General features: G+C 71.4%; 22 protein-coding genes and 2 pseudogenes. 13 read left to right on the top strand and 11 right to left on the bottom strand.

The genetic code is table 11. The features are described 5' to 3' along the window. Window positions 1–24: 24 nt before the first annotated feature. The 4 genes from KSF81_RS31440 to exbB all read right to left on the bottom strand — a co-directional run bounded on the left by KSF81_RS31440 (window position 25) and on the right by exbB (window position 2,117). Entirely contained in the window at window positions 25–339 is a 315-nt protein-coding gene (locus tag KSF81_RS31440; RefSeq protein WP_217379076.1) for a TonB family protein, read from the bottom strand. A 274-nt stretch (window positions 340–613) separates the two neighbouring features. After that, the gene (locus KSF81_RS11395; protein ID WP_217379075.1) at window positions 614–856 is read right to left on the bottom strand and encodes a hypothetical protein; all 243 of its coding nucleotides are present in this window, start codon (window positions 854–856) and stop codon (window positions 614–616) included. Beyond that, entirely contained in the window at window positions 853–1,278 is a 426-nt protein-coding gene (gene exbD, locus KSF81_RS11390) for a TonB system transport protein ExbD (protein ID WP_217379074.1), read from the bottom strand. The genes KSF81_RS11395 and exbD overlap by 4 nt, the downstream gene beginning before the upstream one ends. A gap of 5 nt (window positions 1,279–1,283) precedes the next feature. Next, entirely contained in the window at window positions 1,284–2,117 is an 834-nt protein-coding gene (exbB, locus tag KSF81_RS11385) for a tonB-system energizer ExbB (RefSeq protein WP_217379073.1), read from the bottom strand. Between the two features lie 535 nt (window positions 2,118–2,652). On the opposite strand from exbB, the gene KSF81_RS11380 reads away from it, so the two are divergent. From KSF81_RS11380 to KSF81_RS11365, 4 genes and pseudogenes are all read left to right on the top strand, one after another. Continuing rightward, window positions 2,653–4,596 carry an FTR1 family protein gene (locus tag KSF81_RS11380; RefSeq protein ID WP_217379072.1) on the top strand — a complete coding sequence of 648 codons (1,944 nt, stop codon included), beginning with the start codon at window positions 2,653–2,655 and terminating at the stop codon, window positions 4,594–4,596. A 129-nt stretch (window positions 4,597–4,725) separates the two neighbouring features. Further along, window positions 4,726–5,498 (top strand): annotated as a pseudogene (gene mtgA, locus KSF81_RS32065) (monofunctional biosynthetic peptidoglycan transglycosylase). A gap of 79 nt (window positions 5,499–5,577) precedes the next feature. Then, window positions 5,578–6,578, top strand: a pseudogene (locus tag KSF81_RS11370) (LLM class flavin-dependent oxidoreductase). A 75-nt stretch (window positions 6,579–6,653) separates the two neighbouring features. After that, window positions 6,654–8,207, top strand: coding sequence for an FAD-dependent monooxygenase (locus KSF81_RS11365; RefSeq protein WP_217379071.1), 1,554 nt, complete (start codon window positions 6,654–6,656; stop codon window positions 8,205–8,207). 25 nt (window positions 8,208–8,232) lie between these two features. Here the strand turns inward: KSF81_RS11365 and mce are convergent, their stop codons facing one another. Continuing rightward, window positions 8,233–8,643: a methylmalonyl-CoA epimerase gene (gene mce, locus KSF81_RS11360; RefSeq protein ID WP_217379070.1), complete on the bottom strand. Its 411-nt coding sequence runs from the start codon at window positions 8,641–8,643 to the stop codon at window positions 8,233–8,235. Window positions 8,644–8,677: 34 nt separating this feature from the next. Continuing rightward, on the bottom strand, window positions 8,678–9,655 hold the full coding sequence (locus KSF81_RS11355) for a tripartite tricarboxylate transporter substrate binding protein (RefSeq protein ID WP_217379069.1): 978 nt from the start codon (window positions 9,653–9,655) through the stop codon (window positions 8,678–8,680). 351 nt (window positions 9,656–10,006) lie between these two features. Between KSF81_RS11355 and KSF81_RS11350 the strand changes: the two genes are divergently transcribed. Beyond that, window positions 10,007–10,579, top strand: a complete 573-nt coding sequence (locus KSF81_RS11350; protein WP_217379068.1) for a hypothetical protein — start codon at window positions 10,007–10,009, stop codon at window positions 10,577–10,579. 170 nt (window positions 10,580–10,749) lie between these two features. On the opposite strand, the gene KSF81_RS11345 is transcribed toward KSF81_RS11350, so the two are convergent. Next, a complete protein-coding gene (locus tag KSF81_RS11345) occupies window positions 10,750–11,136 on the bottom strand; it encodes a hypothetical protein (RefSeq protein ID WP_217379067.1) in 387 nt (128 codons plus the stop codon). A 286-nt stretch (window positions 11,137–11,422) separates the two neighbouring features. Between KSF81_RS11345 and KSF81_RS11340 the strand changes: the two genes are divergently transcribed. From KSF81_RS11340 to KSF81_RS11320, 5 genes are all read left to right on the top strand, one after another. Beyond that, a complete protein-coding gene (locus KSF81_RS11340; RefSeq protein ID WP_217379066.1) occupies window positions 11,423–11,935 on the top strand; it encodes a thioesterase family protein in 513 nt (170 codons plus the stop codon). Beyond that, complete coding sequence (locus tag KSF81_RS11335; RefSeq protein WP_217379065.1) at window positions 11,901–12,320, top strand: thioesterase family protein; 420 nt, start codon at window positions 11,901–11,903, stop codon at window positions 12,318–12,320. The genes KSF81_RS11340 and KSF81_RS11335 overlap by 35 nt, the downstream gene beginning before the upstream one ends. Window positions 12,321–12,408: 88 nt before the next feature. Further along, window positions 12,409–14,280, top strand: a complete 1,872-nt coding sequence (gene htpG, locus KSF81_RS11330; protein WP_217379064.1) for a molecular chaperone HtpG — start codon at window positions 12,409–12,411, stop codon at window positions 14,278–14,280. Between the two features lie 2 nt (window positions 14,281–14,282). Then, a complete protein-coding gene (locus tag KSF81_RS11325) occupies window positions 14,283–15,173 on the top strand; it encodes a DUF1186 domain-containing protein (RefSeq protein WP_217379063.1) in 891 nt (296 codons plus the stop codon). 67 nt (window positions 15,174–15,240) lie between these two features. Continuing rightward, complete coding sequence (locus KSF81_RS11320) at window positions 15,241–16,155, top strand: PfkB family carbohydrate kinase (RefSeq protein ID WP_217379062.1); 915 nt, start codon at window positions 15,241–15,243, stop codon at window positions 16,153–16,155. A gap of 4 nt (window positions 16,156–16,159) precedes the next feature. On the opposite strand, the gene KSF81_RS11315 is transcribed toward KSF81_RS11320, so the two are convergent. Continuing rightward, window positions 16,160–17,662, bottom strand: a complete 1,503-nt coding sequence (locus tag KSF81_RS11315) for an acetyl-CoA acetyltransferase (protein WP_217379061.1) — start codon at window positions 17,660–17,662, stop codon at window positions 16,160–16,162. 202 nt (window positions 17,663–17,864) lie between these two features. Beyond that, a complete protein-coding gene (locus KSF81_RS11310; protein ID WP_309139542.1) occupies window positions 17,865–18,251 on the bottom strand; it encodes a DUF411 domain-containing protein in 387 nt (128 codons plus the stop codon). Between the two features lie 826 nt (window positions 18,252–19,077). Between KSF81_RS11310 and KSF81_RS11305 the strand changes: the two genes are divergently transcribed. After that, window positions 19,078–19,536 (top strand): nuclear transport factor 2 family protein, encoded by a 459-nt coding sequence (locus tag KSF81_RS11305; protein WP_217379060.1) that lies wholly within the window; start codon window positions 19,078–19,080, stop codon window positions 19,534–19,536. Between the two features lie 210 nt (window positions 19,537–19,746). On the opposite strand, the gene KSF81_RS11300 is transcribed toward KSF81_RS11305, so the two are convergent. Next, window positions 19,747–20,733: an MDR family oxidoreductase gene (locus KSF81_RS11300; protein WP_217379059.1), complete on the bottom strand. Its 987-nt coding sequence runs from the start codon at window positions 20,731–20,733 to the stop codon at window positions 19,747–19,749. 181 nt (window positions 20,734–20,914) lie between these two features. On the opposite strand from KSF81_RS11300, the gene KSF81_RS11295 reads away from it, so the two are divergent. Continuing rightward, the gene (locus tag KSF81_RS11295) at window positions 20,915–21,460 is read left to right on the top strand and encodes a DNA-3-methyladenine glycosylase I (protein ID WP_217379058.1); all 546 of its coding nucleotides are present in this window, start codon (window positions 20,915–20,917) and stop codon (window positions 21,458–21,460) included. A gap of 20 nt (window positions 21,461–21,480) precedes the next feature. Here KSF81_RS11295 and KSF81_RS11290 read toward each other — a convergent pair whose 3' ends face one another. Beyond that, window positions 21,481–22,011, bottom strand: coding sequence for a YgjV family protein (locus tag KSF81_RS11290; RefSeq protein ID WP_254453997.1), 531 nt, complete (start codon window positions 22,009–22,011; stop codon window positions 21,481–21,483). Window positions 22,012–22,221: 210 nt separating this feature from the next. Between KSF81_RS11290 and KSF81_RS11285 the strand changes: the two genes are divergently transcribed. Then, on the top strand, window positions 22,222–23,544 hold the full coding sequence (locus tag KSF81_RS11285) for a cystathionine gamma-synthase family protein (RefSeq protein ID WP_217379056.1): 1,323 nt from the start codon (window positions 22,222–22,224) through the stop codon (window positions 23,542–23,544). Window positions 23,545–23,554: the final 10 nt, after the last annotated feature.

The raw sequence follows: 23,554 nt of genomic DNA, 5'->3' as shown, positions 1-23,554 counted from the left end.
CCGCGGCCAGCGCGGCACGGCCATTCAACGCAGGGAGAAGCGCACCGGCACGGTCAGGGTGATGGCATCGCCCGGCATCTCGGGCGGCGGTGCCGGCAGGGGCTCGGCACGGCGGACGAGGGCGAGGGTTTCGGAATCCAGCGCCGTGGAGCCGGAGGTTCTTGCGATGGCGGCCGAGAGCACATGGCCAGCCCGATCCATGGAGAAGGTGAGGTAGGTGACACCTTCCTCACGGCGGAACCGCGCGTGATCCGGGTAGCGCTTGAAGCGCTGCAGCCGGCCGAGCAACTGCCCCTGCCAGGTGGGAACCGCATTCGAGACCGGAGCCGGATTCGGCACCGGAGCGGCTGCGGCGATGGGTGCCGAGGCCGCTGGTGGGGCCGCAGCCCTCGGCACCTCGGCAACCGGGCGCTGCGGCCGACGGAGCGTCGGTGGGCGGGGCGGTGGCGGCGGTGGAACGGGAAGGGCCACTTCGGACGGCTCGGCGACGGGCTCGGGCGGCGGTGGTTCGGGCAAGGGCTCGAGCAAGGGCTCGGGCAAGGGCTCGGGCAAGGGCTCGGGCGGCGCCGGCTCCAGCAGGGGCTCCGGCTCCGGGAAGGGTTCCATCACCGGCTCAGGCGGGGGGCGATGTCTCCTCCTGCTGCGGCGCGGGCTCGGCCACAGGCACGCCCGGTTCCGGCGCGAGATCGAGCATGACCGCCTCGGGCGGCATTCCCGCCGGTCCAATCGGAATGCGCCGCATCAGCAGCAGCACCGTGGCCGCGTGCAGTCCGAGCACGAGCGCCAGGCATGCCGTCCAGCGGGCGAAGTCGGCCCCTGTCTCCCGGGGGGCAAAAGGGATCGCCGTGGCGCTCAAGGCCGCTGACTCGCGTCGAGCCCGACCAGGGCCACCTTGAGATACCCGGCGGCGCGCAAGGCGTTCATCACCTCCATCAGCGCGCCGTATGGCACGCTCGTGTCGGCGCGCAGGAAGACGCGCTGGCCGCGGTCGCCGCCCGAAACCCGGTCGAGCACGGGCCCAAGCGACCCGGGGGCCACGGCCGTCTCGTCCAGCACGAGCGTGCGGTCCGCCTGCACAGTCAGGAACATCGGCTTGTCCGGCCGGGGCTGCGGCTGGGCCGTGGAGGCCGGCAGTTCGACCGGCACGTCCACGGTGGCGAGCGGCGCCGCCACCATGAAGATGATCAGCAGCACCAGCATCACGTCGATGAAGGGCGTGACGTTGATCTCGCTGACCTCGGCGAGGTCGTCCTCGCCCCCGTTCAACCTGATGCCCATCCGGCCTACTCCGCCGCGGCGGCCCGGGGCCGCGCCCGGCCGTCACGGTCGAGATCATGGGAGAGCAGACGCATCGTCTCGGCCACCGCGTCGGCGAGACGCGCCCTGTACCCGGTGATCATGCGGGCGAAGAAGTTGTAGATCACCACGGCGGGAATGGCGGCGACGAGGCCGATGGCGGTGGCCAGCAGCGCCTCGGCGATGCCGGGGGCAACCACGGCGAGATTCGTGGTCTGCGCCTGCGAGATGCCGATGAAGCTGTTCATGATGCCCCATACCGTGCCGAACAGGCCGACGAAGGGGGCGGTGGCGCCGATCGTGGCGAGCATGCCGGTGCCGCGGCCCGCCCTGCGTCCGGCCGCGGCGACGATGCGTTCCAGCTTCCAGGCGGCCCGCTCCTTGGCGCCCTCCTTTCCGCTGGACTGGGCGGCCAGCCGATATTCCCGCGCCGCGGCGCGGACCATGGCGCCGCAGGGTCCCGCCCTGCCCGCGAATTGCGCCGCCGCCTCGTCCAGGCTGTCCGCCGTGCCGAGCACCGACAGGCCCGTGCGTGCGCGGCGCCCGGCGGAGAGCAGTTCCAGGCCCTTCGCCAGGGCCACCGTCCAGGTCAGCACCGAGGCAAGGGCCAGCCCGGCCATCACCACCTGGACCACCAGGTCGGCATTCATGACCATGCCCCAGGGCGACAGGTCATGCGGGAGCAGGGCGCTACCGATGGCGGATGCCGCAATCGCTTCACCGTCCGGCGCCGCCGCGGGACCGATCTCCTGGGCGGCCAGGAGGCCCGGTGTGAGGACAAGGAAGGGCCAGGACAGAAGAAGCGGGCGGCCAGGCGTCATATGGACCTCTACTCGTCGGGGCAGCGGGCCCGGTGGACCTGCCGCCCGGGAATTGCGGCTACAGGTTGCGAAGCCACCCTGCGCCGGGTTCATCACAGCCACGGCCGGCGTTCCGGCCGCATCCGTGTGTCAGCGGCCATGCTTGGCGTGGCCGGCAACACCTCCGGAGGCCCAGGCGGCGCCTTCCGGACCGCCTCGGCCCCTGCCGGGAACACATCCCTTCATCCCCAACCTGACCTGCCTTGTCTAGTGCGAATGATTTGCGTTAACAATGCAATTGCGAATAAGTCGCAGAGATCGACGCTCCTGCCGTTGCGGCTGGGGCACCATGATCGAAATTCGGGCGAGGCAAAATGCCTGGCCGGAGGAGCCGGGGCGGCCCGATGCCGGCGGCATTCGGCCAGAATCGCCGGAAGGAACCATGAGCAGGACGGACCTCGCTGGCGCAGGGCTCATTCCACCCAATTCCAGCCCCACTGCGCAAGCACAGGCGAAGCGCGGGACACACCATCGGCATCTGTGGAAAGGCTTGTTCATGCATCGTCCCGCACACCTGCTCGCGGTGCTCGCCCTCTGCCTGTCCGGGCTGATCTGGCCACACCAGGCCCATGCGGCGGACAAGGCGGCCCAGACGGCGTGGCGCCTGCTGGACTACCTGGCGGTGGACTATGCCGGCGCCGTCGCGGACGGGACCGTCATCGACGAGGCCGAATACGCGGAGATGATGGAATTCGCGGGGTCGGCGCGCGAGCGCATCGCCGCCCTGCCGCCGAACCGAGCCCGCGACGCGCTGTCGCAAGGAGCCGAGAGGCTGCAGGCCGTGGTCATGCAGAAGGCGCCGCCGGCCCAGGTGGCGGATCTGGCCCGCGGCCTGGCCGATGCCCTGCTCGCGGCCTATCCCGTGCCGCTTGCCCCGTCCGCCGCGCCCGCGCCGGACAGGGGACGGATCCTCTATGCGGAGCGGTGTGCCTCATGCCATGGCGCCGCCGGCGCCGGCGACGGCCCCGCCGCGGCGTCCCTGGACCCGCCGCCCATCGCCTTCACCGACCGGGAACGCGCGCGGGAGCGCAGCGTCTTCGCGCTCTACCAGGTGATCCTCCAGGGGGTCGAAGGAACCTCCATGCCCGGCTTCCCCGACCTGCCGGCGGAGGATCGCTGGGCGCTGGCCTTCCACATCAGCGGGATGGCCTATACGGGAGGCGAGGCGCAGGAGGGCGAGCGCCTCTGGCGGGATAAGGCAGGCCTGCGCCAGAGCATCCCGACCCTCGAGGCGCTGACCCGCGCAACGCCGGCCGCGCTGGCCGGCCGGGTCGGCGAGGCGCAGGCGGTGGCCCTCATGGCCTATCTGCGTCGCCATCCGGAGGTCGTCATGCCGGGGGCGGACGGCTCCCTGGCGCTGGCCCGCCGGAAGCTGACCGAGGCCACGGCAGCCTATGAGGCCGGCCATCGCCGGGACGCGACGGACCTCGCCCTCTCCGCCTATCTGGACGGCTTCGAGCCGATGGAGCCGATGCTGGCGATCCGCGACGCCACGCTGATGGCGCGGATCGAGGGAGCCATGGGCGAGCTGCGCGCCAGGATCAGCCGCGGCAGCCCGGTGGAGGAGGTGCGGGCACAGGTCCGGGTGGTGGATGGGCTGTTCGGCGAGGCCGAGGATGCGCTCGCGGCGAGCCAGGCCACGCCCCTGTCGACCTTCATCGGGGCCTTCGCCATCCTGCTGCGGGAGGGTCTGGAGGCCCTGCTCATCGTCGTCGCCATCATCGGCTTCCTGCGCAAGACGGGGCGCACCGACCTGATGCCCTTCGTCCATGGCGGATGGGCCGCCGCGCTGGCGGCGGGGGCGCTCACCTGGTTCGCGGCCACCACCCTGATCTCCATCAGCGGTGCGGGCCGGGAGTTGACGGAGGGCCTCGGATCGCTGCTCGCCGCGGCGGTGCTGCTCTCGGTCGGCATCTGGATGCACGGGAAGAGCCGCGCCGAGGCGTGGAAGCACTATGTCCAGGCCACCATGGCCCGCGCCCTGTCCCGGCGCTCGGCGTGGTTCCTGTTCCTGCTGAGCTTCATCGTCGTGTACCGGGAGGCCTTCGAGACCATCCTGTTCTACGCGGCGCTCTGGAGCCAGGGCGATGGTGGCGCCATCCTGGCCGGCATCAGCCTGGCGCTGGTCGTGCTCGCCGTGATCGCCTGGTCGATGCTGCGCCTGAGCCAGAGGCTGCCGATCGAGCGGTTCTTCGCCTGGAGCTCGGTGCTCATGGCCGTCCTGGCGGTCGTGCTCGTGGGCAAGGGCATCATGGCGTTGCAGGAAGCCGGCGTGCTCGGGGTGCAGCCGCTGGCGGCCGTCCCCCGGCTGGATCTCCTCGGGATCCATCCGACCCTGCAGGGCACCGTGGGGCAGGTTCTGGCAGCCGCCGTCATCCTGGCCGCCTTCTGGTACAACAGGCGCTCCGCTGCGCCCCTGGCCGGGCGCCGGAAGATCTGATCTGCCGGAGGCGGCAAGGCGGTTCTGCCGCCAGGGCGGCGGCACGACCCGGCATGGCGAAAGCGGCGCGCCTTGACGCGGCTTCCTCCTGCCGACAGAGGTTGCGCATGTCCGCCGCCGCCCTTCCGGATGCCTGCCCCTGCCGATCGCCCGTTGCGCGACCGTGCGGTGGCCTGGACTGACCCGGCGCCGGTGGCGTTCCCCGGGCAGGAACAGCCGGGCCGCCGGGGACGGGGGCGGCTCCGCGGCGTGGTCAGGCTTGTCCTCCTGCTGCTGGTCGGCGCTCCCCTGGCCCTGATCCTGGCCTTCCGCGTCCTGCCCCCGCCCGTGACGCCGCTGATGGTGATCCGCCTGATCGAGGGCCAGCCGCTGCGGCAGGACTGGGTGGCCTATGAGCGCATCGCGCCGGCGCTCGCCGAGGCGGTGATCGCGGCGGAGGACAACCTGTTCTGCCGCCAGGCCCTGGGCTTCGACTTCGAGGCCCTGCGCGGCCAGGTCGCGGCCTGGTGGGACGGCGAAAGGCCGCGCGGGGCCAGCACCATCACCATGCAGACGGCGAAGAACCTGCTGCTCTGGCCCGGCCGCGATCCGGCCCGCAAGCTGCTCGAAGCCTGGCTCACGCCGCAGATCGCCCTGCTCTGGCCGAAGCGCCGGGTCCTGGAGGTCTATCTGAACATCGTCGATTCGGCCCCGGCCTCTATGGCGCCGAGGCCGCGGCGCGGGCCTTCTTCGGCAAGCCCGCCGCGGACCTCTCCCGCCACGAGGCGGCCCGGCTCGCCGCCGTGCTGCCGAACCCGCTTGGCTGGTCCGCCGATGCGCCCGGGCCGCATCTGCGGCAGCGGGCCGCGCTCATCGAACGGCGGGTGGCGCAGATCCAGCCGCTGCTCGCCTGCGCCCGCTAAGCCGCCCGGCTGGCAGGATACAAGTCGCCGGAGCGCCGGCCGGGCTTCCGGGCGGGCAGGCCGTGCCCATATGGCGGGCATGATCCCGCTCTCGATCCTCGATCTCGCCCCCGTGCCGGAAGGCAGCGATGCCGGCCAGGCGCTGCGCAATGCGCTCGATCTGGCGCAACATGCCGAGGCGCTGGGCTACCAGCGCTACTGGATGGCCGAGCACCACAACATGCCCGGCATCGCCAGCGCCGCCACCGCCGTCGCGCTGGCCCATGTCGCCGCCGGCACGCGCAGCATCCGGGTCGGCGCCGGCGGCGTCATGCTGCCGAACCACGCGCCGCTGCTCATCGCCGAGCAATCGGCACCCTGGCGGCGCTGCATCCGGGGCGTATCGACCTCGGCCTCGGCCGGGCGCCGGGCTCCGACCAGATCACCGCGCGCGCCATGCGGCGGAACCTGGCCGCCGATGCCGACAGCTTCCCGCAGGATGTGGTGGAGCTGCTGGGCTATTTCCGCCCCGCCGCACTGGACCAGGCGGTGCAGGCGGTGCCGGGCGCCGGCCTCGATGTGCCTGTCTGGATCCTGGGGTCGAGCACCTTCGGCGCCCAGCTCGCCGCCATGCTCGGCCTGCCCTATGCCTTCGCCTCGCATTTCGCGCCGGCGCAGATGGCGGATGCCGTGGCGACCTACCGCGCGCGGTTCCGGCCCTCGGAGCGGCTGGCGGCGCCCTATGTCATGCTGGGCGTCAATATCTTCGCGGCGGAGACGGATGCGGCGGCGCGGCGCCTCTTCTCATCCTTGCAGCAGGCCTTCCTGAACCTGCGCAGCGGCCGCCCCGGCAAGCTGCCGCCGCCCGTGGACGACCTGGAGTCGCGGCTCGACCCCTATGCGCGGGCGATGCTGGACAATGCGCTCTCCTGCTCCATCGTCGGCGCGCCGGAGACGGTGCGGCGCGGGCTCCAGGATTTCGCCGCGCGCACCCGCGCGGATGAGCTGATGGTCACGGCGCAGATCTTCGACCATGGCGCCCGCCGGCAATCCTTCGAGATCCTGGCCGGGGTCCATGCGGAGATGGCAAAACCGGGCTGACCGGGCGATGCCGGGCGGGCCACGCACCGGCCCCTGGATTCTGTAGCATCGGCCTGCCGCAGGAGAGGGCCGCCCATGTCCAGCACCCAGGTTCTCGTCGTCGGGGCCGGCCCCACGGGCCTGCTCCTGGCCCTCTGGCTGACCCGGCTTGGCGTCAGGCTCCGCATCATCGACAAGGCGGCGGAACCCGGAACCACCTCGCGGGCGCTGGTGGTGCATGCGCGGACGCTTGAATTCTACAGGCAGCTCGGCCTGGCGGAAGCGGTAGTCGGCCGGGGCCTCGAATTCACCGCCGCCAATCTCTGGGTGCGTGGCCGAAGGGTGGCGCGCGTCGGTTTCGGCGCCATCGGCAAGGGCATCAGCCCGTTCCCCTATATGGTGATCTTCCCGCAGGACGAGCATGAGCGGTTGCTGATCGACCGTCTCGCGGAACTGGGCGTCGCGGTCGAGCGCCCGGTCGAATTCCTCGGATTCGAGGATGCCGGCGATTCCGTGCGGGCGCGGCTGCGCGGGCCGGGCGGGGCCGAGGAGGTCTGCGAAGCGGAGTATCTCGCCGGATGCGACGGCGCCCGCTCCGAGGTGCGCGATGCCCTGGGCACCGGCTTCCCGGGCGGCACCTATGCGCATCTCTTCTATGTCGCCGATACCCAGGCCAGCGGTCCCGTGATGAATGGCGAGCTGAATCTCGCCCTCGACGACAACGACTTCCTCGCGGCCTTCCCGCTGCGGGGGGCGGGGCGCGCGCGCCTCATCGGCACGGCCGAGGCGTCCGGGGACCGGCATGAGGCGCTTGCCTGGAAGGATGTCAGCAAGAACCTGCTCGAGCGCCTGAATGTTCACGTTGAGCGGGTGAACTGGTTCTCCACCTACCATGTGCATCACCGCGTCGCCGGCCGTTTCCGGCAGGGCCGCGCCTTCCTGCTCGGCGATGCGGCGCATATCCACAGCCCCGTCGGCGGGCAGGGCATGAACACGGGGCTCGGCGACGCCGTCAACCTCGCCTGGAAGCTGGCCGCCGTGCTGCAGGGGCGCGCCGCGCCGGCGCTGCTCGATACCTACGAGCCGGAGCGGGTCGCCTTCGCACAACGCCTGGTGGCGACGACCGACCGGGCCTTCACGGCAGTGACCAGCCCCGGCCGCCTCGCCCGGTTCCTCCGGCTCCGGGTCGTGCCGCGCCTGCTTCCGGCATTGTTCCGGTCGGCGGTCGCCCGGCGCTTCATGTTCCGCACCGTCTCCCAGACGGCGGTGGAGTACCGGAGCAGCCGCCTGAGCGAGGGCCGCGCCAGGCGCGTCCGGGGCGGCGACCGCCTGCCCTGGGCCGCACCCGAGACGGCCGCGACGGAGCAGGCCGACAATTTCACGCCGCTCGAATCGCTGGACTGGCAGGTCCACATCTATGGCGAGGCGGCGCCGGGGATCGCCGATCTCTGCCAGCGGCGGGGTTTGGCCCTCCGGATCTTCCCCTGGTCCGCCGCGGCGGGCCGGGCGGGCCTGACGCAAGGCGCCGTGTATCTGGTGCGGCCCGACGGCTATGTCGGATTGGCCGACCCGGAGGCAAGCCCGGCCAGGCTGGAACGCTACCTCGACAGCCGGAGCATCAGGCCGCGGGAAGCATCGCCAGCGCGCTGACCGGGCGCGGGCCGGCGCCTGCCCTTCAGGGGTGGCCCGTCATCTCCACCAGTTCCACCAGGATGCCAGCCGTGCTGGCGGGGTTGAGGAAGGCGATGCGGTGCCCGCCATGGCCGGTGCGCGGCACCTCGTCCAGCAACGCCACACCCTTGCCGCGCAACTCCACCAGCGCGGCGTCGATATCCTCCACCTCAAGGCAGATGTGGTAGAGGCTGTCGCCCTTCTCCCGGATCCATTCGGCGGTGCGGGTGCCCTCGCGCTGCGGCTCCAGCAATTCCAGCGCGGATTCGCCGACCGGCAGCATGGCCAGGCGGATGCCGTTCTCCGCCATCGTCTCCTCGTAGTCGCAGGCGATGCCGAGCTTGGCGAAGGTATCGCGCGCGGCGTCCAGGTCCTTCACGGCGATGGCCACGTGTTCGATGCGCTTGATCTTCATCTCTCCCGCTCCTTTTCCATCAGCGCCGCTTGCCCTAGCCACTCCAGGGCCGGCGCTGCCAGAGCGCGCGCACCGAGGTCTCCACCTCCGCCGCCATGTCGCGATAGGCCGCGCCGACCAGGGGCCGCAGCGGCAGCGATACCCGCTGCGCCTCCCGCAGGAAGCCGGGATCGGCCAGTGCCGCGGTAAAGGCCTGTTCAAGCTTGGTGCGGATCGGCGCCGGCAGGCCGGGCGGTCCGGCGATGCCGCGGGCCGAGCCGCCGATCAGGTCGAAGCCCTGCTCGCGGAAGGTGGGCACCTCCGGCGCCGCATCCCAGCGCCGCGGCCCGGCCTGGCCGAGCGCGCGGACCCTGCCCTCCCGCATCGCGGCCAGGATCTCCGCCATGTTGCCGACGCCGAGTTCGATATGCCCGCCCAGCACCTGCGCCAGCAGCGGCGCCGCGCCCGCGAAGGGCACATGGGTCATCGGCTGCAACCCGGCCAAGCCTTCCAGCCCCAGCATCAGCAGGTGGTCGTCCGAGCCGACCCCCGTGGTGCCGTAATTCATCTGCCCCGGCCGGGCCTTGGCCGCCTGCACCAGGTCCTGCAGGCTGCGGAGCGGCGAATTGGCGGCGACATAGATGGTGTTCGGGTCGTCGACGACATTCCCGAGGAAGCTGAAGTCGAGCGGCCGGTAGCGGACTTGGCGCTCCAGCGGGAAGGTGCTGATGGCGGGCACCGCCAGCGCGCCCAGGGTATGACCATCCGGCGCGGCGTTGAACAACGCCTCGAAGCCGACCTGCCCACCTGCGCCGGCGCGGTTGGTCACGACGAAGCGCGCGCCCGGCAGATGCTCGGCGACGAAGGGCAGGACGATGCGCGCCATGATGTCCACGCCGCCGCCGGGCGGATAGGGGACGATCACCTCGATCGGCCGGTCCGCGGGCCAGGCCGCCTGGGCCCGGCCGGGCCGGGCATGGAGCAGGGTTGGCGTGGCCAAGGCGGCCGCGCCCAGCATCCGGCGGGTGAGCATGGTTTTTCCTCTCGATATTTCGCCGAGGTTGCGGGCGGAGATCGAGATGGTCAAGCAAGCGCCGCTCGGCACCCAGCGCATTCCGCATGCATCAGGCGGGGAACCCGCGGGGTCCGGCGCGCCTGCGGGATGCGCCGCCGCCGCAGGCTGCTGCCTACGGCGGGAACCGGCTGGCCGGCGATGGTCCCGGGCAGCCGCCATGCCCCCGGCCTCGCGGCTCGTCGGCAGCACCGCGTCGGTGGCATCGGTGCCGGCAGGAGCCTGTTGTCTCAAACCGTCATGCGGGGGGCATGGCGCTCCTGCCTTCCCGCCCCATCTCTGGGCCGGATGCACAGGCAGGGAGTTCCAGGCATGACCCGTATCATCCTTGGTCTTTTCGACAACCGTGGCGATGCGGAGCGGACGGTCGAGCATTTGATCCAGGAATTCCGCGTCGATCCCGCCGGCATCGAGATCCACGGCGCCGGCGGGGATGACAGCGGACGGGAGCCGCAGCATGCACTGGACGCACTCGACAGGTCAGCCCTGCCGGCCGAGGATCGCTCGATCTTCCGGGAGGGTATCCGCCGCAACAGCGCGGTTGTCGTGGCGCATGTGAAGGAATCCCAGGCCGACCGCGCCATGGATGTCTTCGAGGAATACGGTGCCGCCGATCTCGACGCGCGGGCGGCCGACTGGCGCGGCGCGGGCTGGGTGAGCGAGCCGGGCCAGACCGGCGGCACCGGCCACGACGAGGATATCGGCTTCGCCACCTATGGCGAGGATGCGGTGCTGGGCCATATCCCGCGGCACCACCATGACAATACCCCTGCCGGCCTGCTGGGCCGGTTCGCGATGTCGGCAATGCGGCCCGAGCCCGAGCGCAGGCGGGCCCGGGTGCGCAGCTATGTCGTCAGGCCGAAGAAAGGCCGGGAGACCAGGTGAGGCTGTCCGGTCACAGGCGCGCCGGCCGGAACCCCTGTGGGGCGCGGTTGGTCACCGCGCTGTCCATGGAGTTCCGGGTAGCGGTGGCATGCCCGGGCGCTGAACCGAAGGGCGGTGCCCGGCATGGCGGTCCCGGCCAACAGGCGGCTCCAGCCGCCAGCACGGCTTCGCTATGCGGCAAGCAGGCCGAGGCGCTGGATCTGGCAGCGCTGCCGCCAGGCCCCCGCGGCGGCCGAGGCGAGCCGGACCGTCACCGCACGGCGCTCCGCCGTCGAGCGCGGCAGGCCGCTTGGCAGGCAGGCGACCGCCATCTCGCCCGGGAGCGGGATGGCCTCCGACTCCCCCTGGGCCGCCAGGCGGAAGCGGGTGCCGGCAAGGGTGGAGGAGAGCCGCGCCAATACGACCAGGGGACGGTCGGATTCCGGCATTTCCGCCAGGGCGGCCTTCAGTTGGGGGCCGAAATTCGCCGCGGCCTGGCGCTCGGCAAGGTCCAGGCAGGGCACCTGGGAGGGACGGGCCGGGCGGGGATCGAAGGAGCCGGCTGTGTCGAGTGGCATGGGGGATGCTCCTCGGAGTTCCTGGCCGGAATTCGGCGCAGGCCGCCGTTGGGGGGGAACGGCACGGCAAAAATGCAGCCCCTGATTTTCTATTCCAAGTTCTATTCCGTTTCGTCGCCTTCACAAGCGGTTGTGGCAAAGGACTGGCTCGAAGATGGATCATGCTTCCGGATGATGCCGCTCCCGCATCCTTCCAGCCGTCTGTTGCGATGATGGCGGTGGCGTGGTGTCTGTTCCCGCGGGCCATGGGCGGACATGAAGGGGGCGGGCTTTGATCGGGATCGGGATGGGCAGCGTGCAGATCGGCGAGTGCGACGTGATGGGGCACATGAATGTCCGGCACTACGTGTCGCGCAGCCTCGAAGCGCTCGCCTGGCTCGGGCTGGAACTCGACCTTGGCCCGCGCCACGCGCGCGACCACGGCGCCGGCCTGGTGCCTGTGGACCAGCATATCCGTTTCCTCCGCGAATTGCCGGCGGGCACGCCGTTCACGGTATGGGGAGGGGTCATCGGCCGGCGCGAGCAGACCCTCCGATTCTATCAGGAGATCCGGAACGCCTCGGCCGAAGCCGTCGCCGCCACCATCGTGACGGATGCCATGCTCGGCGACCTGCGAACCGGCGCGCCACGACCCCTGCCCTCGGGCATCGACCAGGCCATGACAAGGCTCGCAGTGGCGGTGCCGGACCATGCCGCGCCCAGAGGCCTGCGCTTCGATCCCCCCTGGCGACCCGCTGAGCCTGGCGCGCGCGAAGGAACTCGGGTTGACGCAAATCCAGAAGGGCGCGGTCCAGGTTGAGGAATGCAACGAGCACGGGCTGATGCGCGCGGATGGCGTCATCGCGCGCGTCTGGGACGGCGTGCCCAACTCGCCCGCCCGCGGCGCACGGCGTCAGGCCCGCGCTTCCGGGAAGCTCGGCAGCGCCGCGCTCGAATACCGGCTGGCCTATCTCCGCCCGGTCCGGGCCGGCGACCTGCTGACGGTCCATAGCGGCATGAAGGCCGTGGGGAGCAAGACCACGACCTGGACCCATTGGCTCTTCGATGGCGAGAGCGGCGCCGCCGTTGCCGCGGCCGAGGCCGTCGGCGTGGCCTTCGACCTGGCGACGCGGAAGGCCGTGGCGATGGACGGCGAATCCCGCATCGCCCTTGAGGGCCTCGTGATCCCCGGCCTTTCCATCTGAACGGGCGCACCCGCGGATTCGGTTGAAAAGCCTTGCAGCGGGCCGCATATCGCGCGGCGGCGTGGCCAGTTGCAACGGGAGGGCAGCGGTGAGCGAGACAGCGGAGCGGCACGAGTTCGGCGCCGAGGTGGGGCGCCTGTTGGACCTCGTTGTCCATTCGCTCTACTCCGAGCGCGAGATCTTCCTGCGGGAGCTGGTGGCCAATGCGGCCGATGCCATCGACCGGCGCCGCTTCGAGGCGCTGACCCAGGCCGGCCCGACGCTGCCGCCCGACGCGAAGGTGCGGATCGTCCCGGACAAGGCAGCCCGCACGCTCACCATCTCCGACCCCGGCATCGGCATGACCAAGGAGGATCTGGCGCAGAACCTCGGCACCATCGCCCGTTCCGGCACGCGCGCCTTCACCCAGTCACTGGCCGAGGCGCAGCCGGCCGACCGGCCCAACCTCATCGGCCAGTTCGGCGTCGGCTTCTACTCCGCCTTCATGGTCGCCGACCGGGTGGAGGTCATTTCGCGCCGGGCCGGCGGCGAGGCGGCCTGGGCCTGGGCTTCGGAAGGCGATGGCGCCTATACCCTGGCACCTGCCGAGCGCGGCGAAGCCGGCACCGATGTCGTGCTGCACATCAAGGCGGATGCGGAGGAATTCCTGGAGCCGCTCCGGTTGCAGACGATCGTCCGCAAATGGGCGGACCACATCACCGTCCCCATCACCATCGCCCGGGACGGCGAGGACGAGCCGGCCAATACCGGCACCGCGCTCTGGCGCCGGCCGAAATCCGAGATCAGCGAGGAGAGCTACACCGAACTCTACCGCCATCTCGGACACCTGTTCGACAAGCCCTGGGCCACGCTGCACTGGCGCGCGGAAGGCGTGCTGGATTACACGGCGCTGCTCTTCATCCCCGGCATGAAGCCCTTCCAGGCGGTCGAGGGCGAGCGCGAGAGCCATCTGCGCCTGCATGTGCGCCGCATGTTCATCACCGACAGGGCCGGGCTGCTGCCGCCCTGGCTCCGCTTCGTGCAGGGCGTCGTGGATACCGAGGACCTGCCGCTGAACGTCTCGCGCGAGATGCTGCAATCGACCCCGGTGCTCGCGCGCATCCGCCGCGCCGTGACCGGGCGGGTGCTCTCGGAATTGAAGGCCCGCACCAGGGATGCCGAGGACTACGCCAAATTCTGGGAGAATTTCGGCCCGATCCTGAAGGAGGGCGTCTGGGAGGATACGGAGCACCGCAAGGACCTCGCGCCGCTGCTGCGCTTCCGCTCCTCCGCGGTGGAGGGCTGGACCTCCCTGCCCGACTACGTCGCGCGGATGAAGCCGGAGCAGGAGGCGATCTTCACCCTGGCCGGCGATGATCCGGAGGTCCTGGCGGCATCGCCGCAACTGGAGGGATTCCGGGCGCGCGGCCTGGAGGTGCTGCTGCTCCCGGACCAGGTGGACGCCTTCTGGCCGGAGCGCCTGGACCGCTTCGAGGGCAAGCCGCTCCGCAGCATCAGCCAGGGCACGGTCGATCTCTCGAAGCTTGCGCCCGAGGCCGGTGCGGCGGCGGAGGCAGCCGACCTGTCGCGCCTGCTGCCCCTGCTGAAGGCGGCCCTGGAAGGCGTCGTCTCCGATGTGCGCGCCACCGACCGCCTGGTGGAGAGCGCCGTGGTGCTCGCCGCGCCGGAGGGCGGGCCGGACCTGCACATGCAGCGGCTGCTGCGCCGGGCGGGCCGGCGCATCGGTGCCGGATTGCCGGTGCTGGAGATCAACCCCCGCCACCCGCTGATCCGCAGCCTTGCCGGCCAGGCCGAGGCGGGCGGCGACATGGCCGAGGCCGCGGGCATCCTGTTCGATCTCGCCTGCGTCCAGGATGGCGACAGCCCGCGCGACCCGGCCGCCTTCGCGCGCCGCGTCGCCGCGGCCCTCACCACCGGCTTCGGCCAGCGGCAGGGCGGGGGAGTGGAGGAGGGCGCATAGGCATGGACGACATCCTTCGCGTGCTCGCGCAGGCGGGCAACGACCTGCCCCGGGAGGCCATGCGCCAGGCCCTGCAGAACTGGGACGAGGCGGCGCCGCCGTTGCTCGCCCTGCTCGATGCCTATGCCGAGGGCCGGGACCGTTCGGAGGAGGCGGCCGCCGCCGTGTTCTTCATCCTGCACCTTGCGGCGCAGGCACGCGAAGGACGGGCCTTTCCGGCACTCTGCCGGCTGGCCATGGATGCCGAGGCGCTGGAGCAGACCCTGGGTGACGGTACGACGGAGAGTCTCGCACAGATCCTGATCGGCACCTTTGACGGCGAGCTGGACCGCCTCAAGGCGGTGATCGAGCAGGAGGCGGCGGACGAGTTCGCCCGCGCCGCAGCCTTCGACGCGCTGACCTGGCTCACCGCGACCGGCGCGGTGCCGCGGGTGGCGACGGCAGCCTATCTGCAAGGGCTGCATCGCTCGATGCGGCCGCAGGCAACCTCCTTCGCCTGGTTCGGCTGGCAGCGGGCGGTGGCGCTGCTCGGCCTGGACGGGCTCAGCCCGCTGGTCGAGGACGCCTTCGGGCACCGCTTCATCGACCCGACCATCATGGGGTTCGAGGACTTCCTGAAGGATCTTGCCGCCGCCAAGGCCAGCACCGATCCGGCTGCCTTCCTCGCAACCCAGCGAATTTCACCGATCGAGGACGCAATCGCCGAATTGTCGGGCTGGTACGGTTTCTCGGATGAATTCAAGCGGGACCAGGCCAGGCGCGGCACCCGCAGTGCAACCACGGAGGACTGGACAGTGCCGCAACCGGTCGTGAACCCGTTCCGCGGTGTCGGCCGCAACGATCCCTGCCCCTGCGGCAGCGGCAAGAAATTCAAGAAGTGCTGCATGCCCTGAGTCGCGGCCCGGACCACGGCCGCTGGCTGGTTGCACAAGCCGGGCAGGTGCTGTCCCATGGCCCGGCATGACAGATGCTCCCGCTGCCCTGCCTCCGCTCGTGGTCTGCCTCGGCAACCTGGTGGCCGACCACACCTTCTCGGTGCAGGAGGTGGAGCAGCCTCCCTCCAAGAACATCGCCCGGGCCTATCGCCTGGGCCCCGGCGGCATGGCGGCGAATGCGGCGATCGCGGTGGTGCGGCTCGGCGGCCGGGCGCTGTTCTGGGGCCGGGTGGGAGACGACATGAATGGCGGGCCCCTGGCCGAGGCGCTGGCCGCCGAAGGGGTGGACATGTCGCAACTGCGGCACGTCCCGGGTGGCCGCACCCCGGTCTCCGCGGTGCTGGTGGACCGGATGGGGGAGCGGAGCATCTTCAACTACCGTGGCGAGGGCCTCGGCCTCGACCCGACCTGGCTGCCCCTGGATTCGCTGGCGGCGGCGAGCGCCCTGCTCTGCGACCCGCGCTGGCTGGAGGGCGCCGAGCAGGCCCTGCTGGCGGCGCGGCAGCGCGGCATCCCCAGCGTGCTGGACGGCGAGAAGAGCGAAACCCGCATTCTGCGCCAGCTCGTGCCGCTGGTGGACCATGCGATCTTCTCGACGCCGGGCTTGCAGAATTTCGCCCCCGGCGTGGCGCCGGCGGAGGGGCTGCGCCGGGCCGTGGCCTCGGGCGCGCGGGTCGCGGCGGTGACACGAGGCGAGGCCGGCACGCTATGGCTGACGCGGGAAGACCCGACCCCGCGGGAGACGCCGGCCTTCCCGGTGGAGGCCACCAATACCACCGGGGCCGGCGACGTGTTCCACGGCGCCTATGCGCTGGCGATCGCCGAGCGACAGGAGGTGGCGGCGGCCATGCGCTTCGCCTCCGCCGCCGGCGCGCTGCGGGCGCGGGACGGGGAGACGCCGCGGCGTTTGCCGCTGGAGGAGCTGCTGGTCGGCGGATGACGCGTCAGGCCACCCATTCCTGCAATCCCTGCCTGGCCGGTGCGAGCCGCCCCCGCAGCCCGACCGCGGAGCGCCGGGGCGACATCAGCGCGGCAAGCGTCGCCTCGTCCTCCCGCGGCACCCGCGCCATGGTCCGGGCACCATCCGGGAGGCGCAGGATCACGGCGCCGTAATCCGGCGTGCCATCGTTGCGGAAGACCACGGTATGGGTCTCGACCGTCGCTTCGCCGCTGCGGTCCTCGGCAAGCCGCGGCGCCGGGCCACGGCGGCGGTCGGCCTCCGCCTGGAGGTCGCGCGAGACCAGCGCCTGCCCTGCCTCGCCGCCCGCGCCCAGCACCAGCGTGCGGTGGTTGGTCACGAAGCCGCCCTGGCCATAGAGCAGGCCGAGCGCGCCGGGCTCCCTGCGCAGCTCCCGGACCATCGCGCAGGCGGCGTGCAGCATGTAGTTGTTGAGCGGCGCGCCATGGAAGGTCAGGCCGCCGGCAACCGTGGGCGGGGTGTCCTCGGGCAGGCCCAGCTTGCGCCGCGCCATCTTCGGCACGCAGGGGAAGCAACTGTAGAATTCGCGGCAGGCGAAGCGCCGCGCGTCGCCCTCCACCATCTCCAGCGCCGCCTCCAGCACCACGTCCATGGCGGGGGCGCCGTTGAAATGCGGGCGCTGCATGTAGTCCTTCGGCTCATTCGCGGCGCCGCCGCCGCGCGGATGCACCAGGCGGTGCTCCGGGATGCCGGCGGCGCGCGCCACCTCCAGGCTGGTCAGCAGCACCGCGGCGCCCTGGTTGACCTGCGGATTGGCGGTCATCAGCTTCGGGTAGGGCCAGGCGATCATCCGGTTGCCCGGGCCTGGGGTGGCGATCTCCTCCGGCGTGAAGCGCCGTTGCAGCCAGGAATTCGGGTTGCGGGAAGCGACCTCGGCATAGGCGGACCAGAGCCGCGCCGATTCCGCCTGGCCCTGTTCCGGCACCTGGCCCCAGGCCGCCTGCGTGGCGTTCTCGTAGAGCGGATAGACCTTGACCGGCTGGTCGATGCCATGCCGCCGCGCCAATTCGGCGAGGTAGTCGCGGTTGCGCGGCTTCGCGTCCGGGTCCCTGGGCGTCCAGGGCAGGGCGATGCCCGCCTTCTGCGCCGCGTTGACCGTGTATTGCGCCTCCCCGCCGCAGACCGCGGCGATGGCGGACTGGCCCTCGGCGATGCGCCGGGCAGCCTCATGCAGGAAGCGTACCGGCGTCTCGCCGCCGATCGGGCCGTAATCGCGGTGCCGCGGCGCCAACCCCAGCGCTTCGCAGAGCAGCGCGGGCAGGTCGGCATAGGGCCAGGACACCTCATGCACCACATCGAGCGCGTCCAGCCGCGCCAGGAGCTTCGCCCCCGCATCGGCCTCGGCACGGCGGAGCGCCTCGGCCATCAGCGCCAAAGGCTCCAGGCCCTGGTCGGGCGCGGCCGGACGGTCCTTCACCTCGCCGATGCCGACGATGACCGGGATGCGGGAGGGGGGAAGCTGGGTCACTTCGGGAATCCTTCTCGAATGCCGCCGGGTCCCGCCGTGGCGTCAGGCCGCCACGCCAGGGGCCGGGCCCGCGCCGGCGCTTCCGCCGGGCATACCGGTGCGGATCATGCTCGAGCCCTGGCCGGGGTGGCCACCCCACCCCTTCACCGGGACGAAGCAAGCCGTTCGATCCGGTGTCCCCCGGCCCTGTTCGTCGGGGCGCTCAGTGCCGCGCCCAGGTGCGGTCGCCGTCCGGCGTGCCGAAGAGGACAACCGTGTACCGCGTGCCGGGAATGTCCATGCCCGGAGCCGAGGCGGGCATGCCCGGGGCGGCCAGGCCCTGTGCCCGCGGCCGCTCGGCCAGCAGGCGCCGCACATCGGCGGCGGGGACGTGCCCCTCGACGGTGTAGCCCTCCACGACCGCCGTATGGCAGGACCACAGCGCCTCGGCGATGCCCCTGGCAACCTTGACCCGCCTGACATCCGCGACCTGATGGACCGCCACCTCGAACCCCGCGGCCCGCATGTGCCGGGCCCAGCCCTCGCAGCAGCCGCAATTGGGATCCTGCCAGACCTCCACCCGAAGCGCCGGGGCGGCTTGCGCTGTCACCGCCCCAGGTGCTGCCAGGGCGAGGAGCAACGCTCCCCGCCTGGTTACCGCGTTCCGAGTTGCGCCGGTATCGCTCACAGCCCGAGCCTCCACATTTCGTGCAGATGCTCCGCCAGGAGTTCATCGGCGGTACGCTTCTGCTTCTCCGACAGTCCCATGTAGAGTGGTTGCGCCGCAGCCGCCATGGCTCTCGCCGGGTCGAGTTGCGCCGAAAGTGCTGCATGGCGGTGGGACCACCCGTCATTCCCTGGGCCGCCATTCGCCGGCGCATCATCTGCATCATCTACATGACCTGGCCCATGTCGCCGCTCATCATCCCGGACATGCCGCCCTGGGCGCCGCCGTGTATCCCCTGGCCGCCCATGCCCGGCATGCCGCCGCGGGGCGGCTCGGCCGGAGGTCGAAGCGGATGTCGGCATCGTCCTGGAAACGGGAGCGGATGTGGCGATGCAGAGCGCCGGGGTCACACTGGTGAAGGGCAACCTGGCGGGAATCGCGCGCACGGAGCGCCTCTCACGCGCGGTGATGCGCAACATCAGGCAGTCCCTGTTCTTCGCCTTCGTCTACAACGCGGCCGGCGTGCCGATTGCCGCGGGCGTGCTCTGTCCCTTCCTCGGGATCATGCTCAGGCCGGTGGTGGCGGCGCTGGCGATGGCATTGAGCTCGGCATCGGCAACGCGCCGCGCCTGCGGGCGGTGCGGCTCCAGCCCGGCGGCGAGGCCCGGCCGCAGGCTTGCCAGGGCAGCAGGGATATCCGGTGGACCGGACAGATCGGCGGGCGTAGCCTTGGCGCCAACCAGAACCGGTTTCGCGGCGGGAGGAAGCCATGGGCATACAACGGCGACACATTGCGTTCACCGGGGCGGCGGCGCTCCTCGGCGTCACCGTCGTTGCGGGACGGCCTGCGCAGGCCCAATCCGGCGACGACCGGGCCGTCGCCCAGGCGGTCGAGGCGCTGACCAAGGCCATGCTCGAGGTCGATCGCGCAAAGCTGGAGGCGCTGACCGCCGACCAGTTGAGCTACGGCCACTCGGCGGGGCGGATCGAGAACAAGGCGCAGTTCGTCGAGAATCTGCTGTCACGGCGCAACGCCTTCCGGTCGATCAACCTGAGCGACCAGACGATCTCCATCGCCGGCAATGATGCCATCGTGCGGCACCTCTTCACCGGCGAGACCGCCAACCAGGCCGGCCAGGTCACGCCCGTGAGGATCGGGGTGCTGCAGGTCTGGCAGAAGCAGGGCGGTGACTGGAAGCTGCTCGCGCGGCAGGCCTATCGCGTCTGACCGTCCCTGCGCGGCAGGTTGGGCCGATGAGCGTCAACCTGGCCGGGCAGGATGACCTTGCGACGCTGGCCGCGCCCAACCGCGACTATACCGGCTCGGTGCAGCACGGCGGGGCGGGCGTCGGCTCGCGGTTTCGGCGCATGTGACGCAGTGGCCGCGCGGCCGCCGCGGCCAGGGGCAGGCAAGCTTCAGGCGCCTTGGCGGGATCGGTCAGCCCAGCTCGACGACCACCCTGCCGCGGATCTTCCCGGCCAGGATCTCCTCGGCGATGCGCGGCACCTCATCCAGGGGGACCGTGCTCGTCATCGCGGCCAGCTTCGTCCGGTCCAATTCCCGCGCGAGCCGCGACCATGCTTCCAGCCTGCGCGCCCGCGGGGCCATGACGGAATCCACCCCCAGCAGACCGACACCCCGCAGGATGAAGGGCGCGACCGAGCCGGGCAGGTCCATCCCCTGCGCCAGGCCGCAGGCCGCGACCGCGCCACCATAGCGTATCTCGGAAAGCACCGCGGCGAGGGTACGGGAGCCCACCGTATCCACCGCCGCAGCCCAATTCTCCCTGCCCAGCGGCCTGGCAGGCCCACCCGAGAACCGGTCGCGCGGCACCACCTCGGCCGCGCCGAGGCCCCGCAGGTAGTCGGCCTCCTCCGGCCGTCCGGTCGAGGCGGCGACATGCCAGCCCGCGCGCGAAAGCAGCGCAATTGCGACCGAGCCGACGCCGCCTGCGGCGCCGGTGACCAGGACCGGGCCGCGCTCGGGGGTGAGTCCGTAGCGCTCCAGCGCCATCAGGCACAGCATGGCGGTGTAGCCCGCCGTGCCGATCGCGGCCGCCTCGGCGGGGGCCATGCCCTCCGGCAGCGGCACCAGCCACTCGCCGCGCAGGCGCGCCCGCTCCGCATAGCCGCCGGGATGCGTCTCGCCCAGGCCCCAGCCATTCACCACCACCCGCTGGCCCGGCATGACACCCGGATGCGACGACTCCTCGACGGTCCCCACGAGGTCGATACCCGGGATCATCGGGAAGCGCCGCACCACCGGCGCCCGCCCGGTCACCGCGAGGCCATCCTTGTAGTTCACCGTCGAGTGGCTGACGCGCACCAGCACATCGCCCTCGGGCAGTTCCGCTTCGGGGAAATCCCGGAACGCCGCCGCTGCCGCCTGCCCACCCTCCGGCTTGTCGATCACGAGCGCTCTCATGCCGGAACCTCCTCTGCTTCGGACGGCGATTGCGGCCGGTCGGCCCTGAGCGGGCAGATGGTGGCTTGCAGGCCAGCCGCCAAGTCGGCCGGAGCCATGGCGATTTGCACGTTGCGGCACCGGGCTCTTTGGCCTCAAGTCTCCGGCAATGCCCGGGCCCGATGCAGCGAGAGGAGGGCGCATGAGCAGCTATTGCCGCCTGGCCCTGGGGCATGACCTCCATGGTCCCTACCACGACGAGGAGTATGGATTTCCGCAGCGGGACGAGACCGTCCTGTTCGAGCGCCTTTGCCTGGAGATCTTCCAGGCCGGCCTGTCCTGGGAACTGGTGCTGCGGCGTCGCCCCGGGCTGCGGGAGGCATTCCGCGCCTTCGAGGTTGACGCTGTGGCGGCCATGGATGCCGATGACCGCAGCCGCCTGCTCACCGATGCCCGCATCATCCGCAACCGGCTGAAACTCGATGCCGTCATCGGGAATGCGCAGCGCGTGCAGGGGCTCCGGAACAGCCATGGCGGCTTCGCCGGTTGGCTCGACGCCCACCACCCCCGCTCCAGGGAGGAATGGGTGAAGCTGTTCCGAAAGACCTTCAAATTCACCGGCGGCGAGATCGTGGGCTCCTTCCTGATGAGCCTCGGCTACCTTCCGGGTGCGCATGCCGAGGACTGCCCGGCCCATGCGCGGATTCTCGCGCTGAGCCCTCCCTGGAGGCACGTCCGCACCCCTTGAAGCCCGGGCCGGTATTCCGGTCAGGCGGCGGATGCGGCCATTGGCGCAACGGGGGCGCGGCGCAGGGCGAGCCAGGCCCCACGACCCATCAGAAACAGGTCGGACGCCATCGCCGGGACCGAGCCGACGGCCAGGTTGTGCACGAACCAGGGCACGGAGCAGGCGAGGATCAGGGCGCGGAACCGGGCCTTGTCGGTCTGCCAGCGACCGCAGCAGGCGATCGCCGTCCCGAGCGCCGCGAAGAACGAGTGCCAGCCCTCCCAGGACCAGGCCGCCAGCGCCGCCACCGGCAGCAGCGCGACCAAGTAGAGGGCGCGGGCGAGGCGGACGCCCCGGCCGTCCGGCGGACCATCGAGCGCCGCCGAGACGAAGGCGAGCAGCATGGTCAGCACGGTCATGCCCGCCGCCGTCCAGTGGTCCTGGAGGGCCCAGTGCAGGATGAAGCCCGGCGCGGTCGAGATCTGGACCGCGAGCATGGCCCGCCGCGTCCGCGCGAAGGACCACGCCAAGGACCCCGCGAGTCCCCAGGCCCCGCAGAGGCCAACCAGCATATCGGCAACCATGTCCCACCATCCCCGGCCCGCCGCAGCGTCGCCTTCCCCCGTATCGCGCGTGCTGCGGGCTTATTGCTATCTATGGTTGAGAATGGCTGCCCTGCACCGAAAGCACTTCTTCGGCCTCCCCGCAGCAGAGCGGAAAGGAGGCACCGGATGGATACCGGCTGCGTTCTGGGCATGCGTCGGCGCCAGGGACCCTCCGCGATGGCCAAGGACCGCAGCCACAACACCCATATCGGCAACCACCGCCTCCGGCCCGAGACCCTGATGCTCGGCTATGGCTACGACCCGGCCCTGTCCGAGGGCTCGGTCAAGCCGCCGGTCTTCCTGACCTCGACCTTCGTCTTCCGGTCCGCCGAGGAGGGGCGCGACTATTTCGACGTGGTTGCCGGGCGCAGGGAGGCGCCGGAGGGCGGGGCCGGCCTCGTCTATTCGCGCTTCAACCACCCCAACAGCGAGATCGTCGAGGACCGGCTGGCAATCCATGAGGGCGGCGAGGCCGCGCTGGTATTCGGCTCCGGCATGGCGGCGATCGCCACCACCGTGCTGGCCTTCGCGCGGCCGGGCGATGTCGTCTTGCACAGCCAGCCGCTCTATGGCGGCACCGAGACGCTGCTCGCCCGCAGCTTCGCGGAATACGGCATCGCCGCCGAAGGCTTCGTCGACGGCACCAGCGCCGAAGCTATCCAGGACGCCGCGCGGCGCGCGATGGAACGCGGCCGGGTCAGCGTGCTCATGCTCGAAACCCCCTCCAACCCGCTCAATACCCTGGTTGATCTCGCCCTGATCCACGCCGCCGCGGACCGGATCGAGGCCGCCCAGGGGCACCGCCCCGTGATCGTCTGCGACAACACCCTGCTGGGTCCGGTCTTCCAGCAGCCGCTCGCGCATGGCGTCGATGTCGTCGTCTATTCACTCACCAAATATGTCGGCGGCCATAGCGACCTGGTCGCGGGCGCCGCGGTCGGGAGCCGCGGGCGGCTGCGGCCGATCCGGCTGCTGCGCGGCGCCATCGGCACGCAGCTCGACCCGCATTCCTGCTGGATGCTCGGCCGCTCACTGGAGACGCTCTCGCTCAGGATGCACGCGGCGGCCCGCAATGCCGAGGCGGTGGCCGGTTTCCTGGCCGACCACCCCCGCATCGCCGCGGTCCACGCGCTCGGCCGCCATGCCGGCGATGGCGCCGCCCGCCGGGTCTATGATGCCCAGTGCAGCGGTCCCGGGTCCACCTTCAGCATCGAGCTTCGCGGCGGCCAGGCGGAGGCCTTCCGCGTGCTGAATGGCTTGCGTGTCTTCAAGCTGGCGGTCAGCCTCGGCGGCACGGAGTCCCTGGCCTGCCACCCTGCCTCGACCACCCATTCCGGCATTCCCGCTGCCGTGCGGGCGCGCATCGGCGTCACGGAGGGCCTGATCCGGCTGAGCGTCGGCATCGAGCATGCGGATGACCTGATCGCCGATCTCGCCCAGGCGCTGGCAACCCTGGACGCGCCCCGGCAGCCGCCCGCGCCGAATCCGGAACCACGTTAGCAGCCCTGGA

Origin of the sequence: Siccirubricoccus sp. G192 (assembly GCF_019084075.1) — a bacterium.
Taxonomy (GTDB): Bacteria; Pseudomonadota; Alphaproteobacteria; order Acetobacterales; family Acetobacteraceae; genus G192.
This window is presented reverse-complemented; position numbering and strand designations above follow the sequence as displayed.

Coding starts and splice junctions, on each gene's coding strand:
- exbD (WP_217379074.1), bottom strand. CDS start 1,278: ATGGGCATCAGGTTGAACGGGGGCGAGGACGACCTCGCCGAGGTCAGC.
- exbB (WP_217379073.1), bottom strand. CDS start 2,117: ATGACGCCTGGCCGCCCGCTTCTTCTGTCCTGGCCCTTCCTTGTCCTC.
- KSF81_RS11380 (WP_217379072.1), top strand. CDS start 2,653: ATGCATCGTCCCGCACACCTGCTCGCGGTGCTCGCCCTCTGCCTGTCC.
- KSF81_RS11365 (WP_217379071.1), top strand. CDS start 6,654: ATGTCCAGCACCCAGGTTCTCGTCGTCGGGGCCGGCCCCACGGGCCTG.
- mce (WP_217379070.1), bottom strand. CDS start 8,643: ATGAAGATCAAGCGCATCGAACACGTGGCCATCGCCGTGAAGGACCTG.
- KSF81_RS11355 (WP_217379069.1), bottom strand. CDS start 9,655: ATGCTCACCCGCCGGATGCTGGGCGCGGCCGCCTTGGCCACGCCAACC.
- KSF81_RS11350 (WP_217379068.1), top strand. CDS start 10,007: ATGACCCGTATCATCCTTGGTCTTTTCGACAACCGTGGCGATGCGGAG.
- KSF81_RS11345 (WP_217379067.1), bottom strand. CDS start 11,136: ATGCCACTCGACACAGCCGGCTCCTTCGATCCCCGCCCGGCCCGTCCC.
- KSF81_RS11340 (WP_217379066.1), top strand. CDS start 11,423: ATGGGCAGCGTGCAGATCGGCGAGTGCGACGTGATGGGGCACATGAAT.
- KSF81_RS11325 (WP_217379063.1), top strand. CDS start 14,283: ATGGACGACATCCTTCGCGTGCTCGCGCAGGCGGGCAACGACCTGCCC.
- KSF81_RS11320 (WP_217379062.1), top strand. CDS start 15,241: ATGACAGATGCTCCCGCTGCCCTGCCTCCGCTCGTGGTCTGCCTCGGC.
- KSF81_RS11305 (WP_217379060.1), top strand. CDS start 19,078: ATGGGCATACAACGGCGACACATTGCGTTCACCGGGGCGGCGGCGCTC.
- KSF81_RS11300 (WP_217379059.1), bottom strand. CDS start 20,733: ATGAGAGCGCTCGTGATCGACAAGCCGGAGGGTGGGCAGGCGGCAGCG.
- KSF81_RS11295 (WP_217379058.1), top strand. CDS start 20,915: ATGAGCAGCTATTGCCGCCTGGCCCTGGGGCATGACCTCCATGGTCCC.
- KSF81_RS11290 (WP_254453997.1), bottom strand. CDS start 22,011: ATGCTGGTTGGCCTCTGCGGGGCCTGGGGACTCGCGGGGTCCTTGGCG.
- KSF81_RS11285 (WP_217379056.1), top strand. CDS start 22,222: ATGGCCAAGGACCGCAGCCACAACACCCATATCGGCAACCACCGCCTC.